Source organism: Microvirga sp. Mcv34 (assembly GCF_024519725.1).
GTDB lineage: Bacteria > Pseudomonadota > Alphaproteobacteria > Rhizobiales > Beijerinckiaceae > Microvirga.
Window position 1 is genome coordinate 1 of record NZ_JALJRK010000146.1, and the last position, 6,257, is coordinate 6,257.

Consider the following 6,257-nt stretch of genomic DNA (forward strand, 5'->3'; position numbering starts at 1 on the left):
TCGATGCCGGGCGAGCGCCGCCTCGAACAGCTCTAGGTTCGGCCCGGTCGGCGTATAGGGAATGCCGACGACCTGAGCCTGCTGGGCCCGGAGCAGGGCAAGAAAGTTGAAGTAGCACGGGTCGTCGACGAAGACGACATCTCCCGGTTGGATGAGGAGCCGGCACACGAGATCGATCGCCTGCGTGCCGGAATCCGTCAGCAGGATCTGCTCGGGCCGCGCTTCGAAGCCCTGCTCGGCCATGCGCCGCGAGAGGAACTGGCGCAGAGGTCCTAAGCCGAGCGGAGTGCCGTAATCCGTGAGCGCCGCCATATCCTTCGTGCGGGCGAGACTGCGCAAGGCGCGGCGCGTCTCCTCCTCCGGCATCCAGGTGCTCGGGAGCCAGCCGCAGCCTGGCTTGAGCACCTCGTCCTTCGCCTCGAGGGATTGCCGCGAAACCCAAAACGGATCGATAGCGCGGTCAAGACGAGGCGCGATTTCCGTCAGCGACAGGGGCGCCAGCGGTGACGCGCTGTAGAACCCGGAGCCGGGGCGGGAGCGGATCACCCCTTCCGCCGCCAGGCGATCATAGGCCTCCACGACGGTGGACTTGGATACGCGCATGGTCTGGGCGGCGGCGCGGATCGACGGGAGCTTCGCCCCGGGCGTCAGGGAGCGGCGGGCGATCTGGTCACGGATCGAGAGCATGACCCGTTCGACGAGCGTTCCATCGGGCCTAGTCGGCGAAAGATCGTCCACTGTACCGCCCTTCCCTCCATGACAGTTCAGCACGACCGTACTGTACTGTCTCTGGAAAAGCGATGGCGCTCGGCTGAAATCGTCTCATCGGAGGTGTGGGCATGGACAAGACGACGGAAGGCTGGCTCAGCGGATTTCTCGGGGTGCTGATTTTCAGTGGCTCCCTGCCGGCGACGCGCATCGCGGTGGCCGATATCGATCCCCTGTTCCTGACCGTGGCGCGGGCTTCCATTGCAGGCCTGCTCGGCGCGGTGCTTCTTCTCGGTCTGCGCCAGAAGCGGCCGGCGCGTCGCGATCTCCTCCCCCTCATGATCGTATCGCTCGGCGTGGTGGTCGGCTTTCCGCTGCTGACGGCATTGGCCCTTCGGCATGTCACGGCGGCCCATTCCATCGTCTTCATCGGGCTCCTGCCGCTCGCCACCGCGATCTTCGGCGTGGTACGCGGCAAAGAGCGGCCGAGGCCCGCCTTCTGGATCTTCTCCGGATTCGGCGCCTGTCTCGTGGCCGGTTTCGCCCTGGTCCAGGGCGTCTCGGCCTCGCCCGTCGGCGATCTCCTGATGGTGGCGGCGGTTCTCCTGTGCGGCCTCGGCTACGCGGAGGGCGCGACGCTTGCGCGGCGCCTTGGCGGCTGGCAGGTGATCTCCTGGGCGCTGGTGCTCTCCCTGCCCTTCATGGTCGGGCTGTCGCTCCTCACCCTGCCCTCCTCCTGGGCCTCGATCGGCACACCGGCTTGGCTGAGCCTCGCCTATGTGTCCCTGTTCTCCATGCTGATCGGATTCGTGTTCTGGTACCGCGGCCTGGCGCTCGGCGGCATCGCAGGAGTCGGCCAGTTGCAGCTCCTCCAGCCGTTCTTCGGCCTCGCCCTCTCGGCCGTGCTGCTGAACGAGTCAGTCGGTTGGCCGATGATCGCCGTGACTCTCGGGGTGATCCTCTGCGTGGTAGGCGCCAAGCGCTTTGCGAAGCCGGATCCCGCGAGAATGCCGCTCACGGCCCCGGTTGAAGCGGTCACCCGCTCCTGAACCCGGTGCTCAATCCGTCGTCACGGCCGTTTCCACGTCGGACGGATCGATTTCCCGGCTGAGGCCCGCATTGAGCTTCTCGCGGTCGAGCTCGCCCTCCCACCAAGCCACGATAATGGCCGCCACGCCGTTTCCCGTGATGTTGGTGAGCGCGCGCACCTCGCTCATGAACTTGTCGATGCCGAGGATCACGGCCATGCCTGGCACAAGCGCTGGATTGACGACGGCCAGAGTCGCCGCAAGGGTGATGAAACCCGCGCCCGTAACCCCACTGGCGCCCTTCGAGGTGAGGAGCGCCACGAGCAGGATGGTGAGCTGCTGGCCGAGCGTGAGGTCGTAGCCCAGCGCCTGCGCGATGAACAGGGTCGCAAGCGTCATGTAGATGTTAGTGCCGTCCAGGTTGAAGGAATAGCCCGTCGGCACGACGAGGCCGACCACGGATTTCGAGCAGCCGAGCCTCTCCAGCTTCTCCATGAGCTGCGGCAGCGCGCTCTCGGACGAGCTCGTGCCGAGCACGATCAGCAGCTCGTCCTTGATGTAGCCTATGAACTTGAAGATGCTGAACCCAGCGATCCTGGCGATGGTGCCGAGCACGACGAAAATGAACAGGGCCGCCGTGGCGTAGAAGGTCGCGATCAGGCCGAAGAGATTGCCCAAGGCCGAAGGACCGTAGCGGCCGATCGTATAGGCCATGGCCCCGAAGGCCCCGATGGGAGCGGCCTTCATGACAATGGCGATGACGCCGAACATGGCATGCGCCACGTCGTCGATGAAGCTGCGCACCGTCGCGCCGCGCTCTCCCAGAATGAGCAGCGCGAAACCAAAGAGAATCGCGAACAGCAGCACCTGCAGGATGTCGCCCTGGGCAAAGGCCCCGACGACGCTGTCCGGGATGATGTGCAGGATGAAGTCGACCGGCTTCTGCTCGGCGGCCTGCTTGGCGTAACCGGCGACGGCCGACGGATCGGGCGTTCCGGAAAAGCCCGCGCCGGGCTTCACGATATTGCCGACGAGAAGGCCGATGATGAGCGCAAAGGTCGAGACGACCTCGAAATACACCAAGGCCTTGATGCCGACGCGCCCCACCTTCTTGGCATCCTGGATATGGGCGATGCCGGAGACCACCGTGCAGAAGATGATCGGGGCAATGACCATCTTGATCAGCTTGATGAAGCCGTCGCCGAGAGCCTTGACCCATTCATTCTTGGCCAGGTCCGGAAGCAGCCATCCGACCAGGATGCCGAGGAAGATCGCGATCAGCACCTGGATGTAGAGCACCTTGTACCAGGGCTTCCGATGAGGCCGCGCGACTTCGACCCGGTCTCTCACTGCAACGCTTGTCATCGCCGCCTCCTGACGCAAAGTTGGCGCGGACGGCCGCCATCGTTCCGAAACGACACAGCCGGACCTTCCGAGCAGGTCCTGGCTGTTAATTCCCGGAACTCACCTTGGGTCCACGCGAAGTTGCGGAACAGCCTCTCCCACGGTCCCTACCCTCGCCCGCCCTTGCGCCGATGGCATGCACGGTCCGGCTACTGGTCGAGAAAATCCGGGGAGTTCCCCACCTGCAAGCCGAGCTTGGTGCGGTTCCTGCCCTGTCGCTTGGCGACGTAAAGAGCACGGTCGGCACGGTTGAGGATCGTGTGCCGGTCGTCCCCGATCTGGGCTTCGACGAGGCCGGCGCTGAAGGAATACGACCGGGCGGCCTCGCCGTTCCAGGACTGCCCCCTGGCACAACCCTGCCTGACCTGTTCGATGAGACGGGCCGCATCGATAAGGCTCGTGCCCGGCAGGATGAGCAGGAACTCTTCGCCGCCCATGCGCCCAACCGTTCCCTGCTGCCCGAGCTTCTCTCGGGAGACGGACGCGAAGTGGCGAAGGACCGCATCGCCGGCATCGTGGCCGTGGGTGTCGTTGATGGCCTTGAACCGGTCGATGTCCATCATGGCAACGCAGAGGTTCGAGCCGGAGGCCGCACTCGCGACCAGGGCCTCGTCGAGCAGCTCCAGGATATGGCGACGGTTCGGCAGACCCGTGAGGAGGTCCGTCTGGGAGGCGAGGACCGCCGCGTTGTGCGCCTGGCGCAGGGTCTTCTCGTTGTGCTTGAGTGCCGTGATGTCGGCCCCGACAGTGAGCACCCAGCCATTCGGCAGGACCGTGTGGTCCATCCAGAACCATCGTCCGTCCAGAAAATCGGTCTCAAACGACTTGCGCGGCACGCTCCGGCGACGGGGCAAGGTCCGGGCGATCAGGGCCTCCACGTCGCCGCCGTCGATCCTCACCCCGACCCCGTTCCTGGCGCCGTGGCGAAGGATTTCCGTGAAGGTGAAAGGACCCTCGTACCCTTCCAGGAACATGCTCTGGTAGGTCTTGTTCGCGTAGCGGAGGTTGTCATCCTGATCGTAGATGGAGACCGCTTGGCCGCTCTCGTCGAGGGCTTCCACCAGGCACCGGAGAGTCTCATCATCGAGCTGAGAAGCGAAGCGGCTCATGGAACGGTTCAAGACGAGCAGGCCAATACTCTACCTGGAGGGAAATCGAACCGCAAATGCCCGAAATTCGCGGGAAGAAAGTCGGCGCCTGATCTCCAGGCGGACGAAACAAAACGGCCGGCCCCCTGATCAGAGGAGCCAGCCGCCGAAAGGTCAAGCGGAGGGGCTTGAGCCGCTCAGATGTGGATCACCCGGTCATAGGCATCCAGCACGCTCTCATGCATGGTCTCTGACAGGGTCGGGTGCGGGAAGACGGCGTGGATCAGCTCTTCTTCCGTTGTCTCGAGGTTCATGGCGATCACGAAACCCTGGATCAGCTCGGTCACTTCGGCGCCGACCATATGGGCGCCGAGGAGCTGGCCGGTCTTCTTGTCGAAGATCGTCTTCACGAGACCGTCGGGCTCGCCGAGGGCGATCGCCTTGCCGTTGCCGATGAAGGGGAAGCGGCCGACACGGATGTCGTAGCCCTGCTCCTTCGCCTTGGCCTCGGTCAGTCCCACGGAGGCGATCTGCGGGTTGCAATAGGTGCAGCCGGGGATCTTGGCCTTGTCCATGGCGTGGGTGTGGAGGCCCTTGATGGTCTCGACGCAGATGACGCCCTCGTGCTCCGCCTTGTGCGCCAGCATCGGGGGGCCGGCCACGTCGCCGATGGCATAGATGCCCGGCACGTTGGTGCGGCCGAGGCCGTCCGTGACCACGACGCCGCGCTCGATCTTCACCCCAAGCTTCTCGAGGCCGAGATTCTCGATATTGCCGACGACGCCGACGGCGGAGATCATCCGGTCAGCGGTGATCGTCTGCGTGCCGCCCTTGCCGTCGTCGATGGTGGCTGTGATGGAGTTCGCGTCCTTCTCCACTTTCGTGACCTTGGCGCCCGACAGGATCTTCATGCCCTGCTTCTCGAAGCGCTTGCGGGCAAGGGCCGCGATCTCGGCGTCCTCGACGGGCAGGATCTGCGGCATCACCTCGACCACCGTCACCTCCACGCCCATGGTGCGGTAGAAGGAGGCGAACTCGATGCCGATGGCACCCGAGCCCATGACGATGAGCGATTTCGGCATCGCAGGCGGCACCATGGCCTCGAAATAGGTCCAGATCAGCTTGCCGTCCGGCTCGATGCCGGGCAGCGCACGCGGCCGGGCGCCCGTGGCGACGATGATGTTCTTGGCAGAGTAAGTCCCCGGCTCCAGGACACCCTTCGGCACCGGGTTCTGCGGCTGCATGGCGGGCTTCTTCGGCGCCGTGACGACGACCTCGCCGGGTTTGGAGATGGTAGCCTCGCCCCAGATCACGTCGACCTTGTTCTTCTTGAGCAGCATGCCGACGCCGCCGTTAAGACGTCCCGAAACCCCGCGCGACCGGTTGACGATTGCCGCCGCATCGAAGCCGATGCCCTGAGCCGACAGGCCGTAATCCTTGGCATGCTCCATGTAATGGTAGATCTCGGCCGAGCGCAGGAGCGCCTTGGTCGGAATGCAGCCCCAGTTGAGGCAGATGCCGCCCAGATGCTCACGCTCCACGACAGCAGTCTTGAAGCCGAGCTGAGCGGCGCGGATCGCCGCCACATAGCCCCCCGGCCCGCCGCCGATGACGATGATGTCGTATTGGTTTGCCATGTACTACGTCTCCAGTTCCCCTCCCCCTTGCGGGGAGGGGCTAGGGGTGGGGGTCGCGCGGACAAGCGCCGCATGAATGGTATCGAGCACGACACTTACGCTCTGCATGACTTCAGCATTGGTGAAGCGCATGACATGAAAGCCTTGGCTTTCGAGATAGTCCGTGCGTTGGTTATCGTAAGCTACAGCCTGATCGGTCGAGTGCTGCCCGCCATCGACTTCGATGACGAGCCGCGCACCGAGGCAGCAGAAATCCGCAATGTAAGAGCCAAGGGGTACTTGGCGTCGGAAATGCGTGCCGCTCATCGGCAGACGGTTTCGCAGATGCCACCACAAGCGTAAGCGCGCATTTCAAAGCACGTCGCAAGGCGGGGTTCAGGCTGGCCGCGTGT

The 6,257-nt window shown here is 64.5% G+C and carries 6 protein-coding genes; 1 reads left to right on the plus strand and 5 read right to left on the minus strand.

The features are described 5' to 3' along the window. Positions 1–687: PLP-dependent aminotransferase family protein (locus OC446_RS28785; protein ID WP_410055165.1), on the minus strand; the 687-nt coding region annotated here is incomplete at its 3' end. 152 nt (positions 688–839) lie between these two features. Between OC446_RS28785 and OC446_RS28790 the strand changes: the two genes are divergently transcribed. Further along, complete coding sequence (locus OC446_RS28790; protein WP_262032356.1) at positions 840–1,757, plus strand: DMT family transporter; 918 nt, start codon at positions 840–842, stop codon at positions 1,755–1,757. A 9-nt stretch (positions 1,758–1,766) separates the two neighbouring features. Here the strand turns inward: OC446_RS28790 and OC446_RS28795 are convergent, their stop codons facing one another. The 4 genes from OC446_RS28795 to OC446_RS28810 all read right to left on the minus strand — a co-directional run bounded on the left by OC446_RS28795 (position 1,767) and on the right by OC446_RS28810 (position 6,171). Continuing rightward, the gene (locus OC446_RS28795; protein WP_262032357.1) at positions 1,767–3,101 is read right to left on the minus strand and encodes a dicarboxylate/amino acid:cation symporter; all 1,335 of its coding nucleotides are present in this window, start codon (positions 3,099–3,101) and stop codon (positions 1,767–1,769) included. A gap of 188 nt (positions 3,102–3,289) precedes the next feature. After that, on the minus strand, positions 3,290–4,249 hold the full coding sequence (locus tag OC446_RS28800; protein WP_262032358.1) for a GGDEF domain-containing protein: 960 nt from the start codon (positions 4,247–4,249) through the stop codon (positions 3,290–3,292). 176 nt (positions 4,250–4,425) lie between these two features. Beyond that, the gene (gene lpdA, locus OC446_RS28805) at positions 4,426–5,865 is read right to left on the minus strand and encodes a dihydrolipoyl dehydrogenase (protein WP_262032359.1); all 1,440 of its coding nucleotides are present in this window, start codon (positions 5,863–5,865) and stop codon (positions 4,426–4,428) included. 3 nt (positions 5,866–5,868) lie between these two features. Next, positions 5,869–6,171: an endonuclease domain-containing protein gene (locus tag OC446_RS28810; RefSeq protein WP_262032360.1), complete on the minus strand. Its 303-nt coding sequence runs from the start codon at positions 6,169–6,171 to the stop codon at positions 5,869–5,871. Positions 6,172–6,257: the final 86 nt, after the last annotated feature.

Coding starts and splice junctions, on each gene's coding strand:
- OC446_RS28810 (WP_262032360.1), bottom strand. CDS start 6,171: ATGAGCGGCACGCATTTCCGACGCCAAGTACCCCTTGGCTCTTACATT.
- OC446_RS28800 (WP_262032358.1), bottom strand. CDS start 4,249: ATGAGCCGCTTCGCTTCTCAGCTCGATGATGAGACTCTCCGGTGCCTG.
- OC446_RS28795 (WP_262032357.1), bottom strand. CDS start 3,101: ATGACAAGCGTTGCAGTGAGAGACCGGGTCGAAGTCGCGCGGCCTCAT.
- lpdA (WP_262032359.1), bottom strand. CDS start 5,865: ATGGCAAACCAATACGACATCATCGTCATCGGCGGCGGGCCGGGGGGC.
- OC446_RS28790 (WP_262032356.1), top strand. CDS start 840: ATGGACAAGACGACGGAAGGCTGGCTCAGCGGATTTCTCGGGGTGCTG.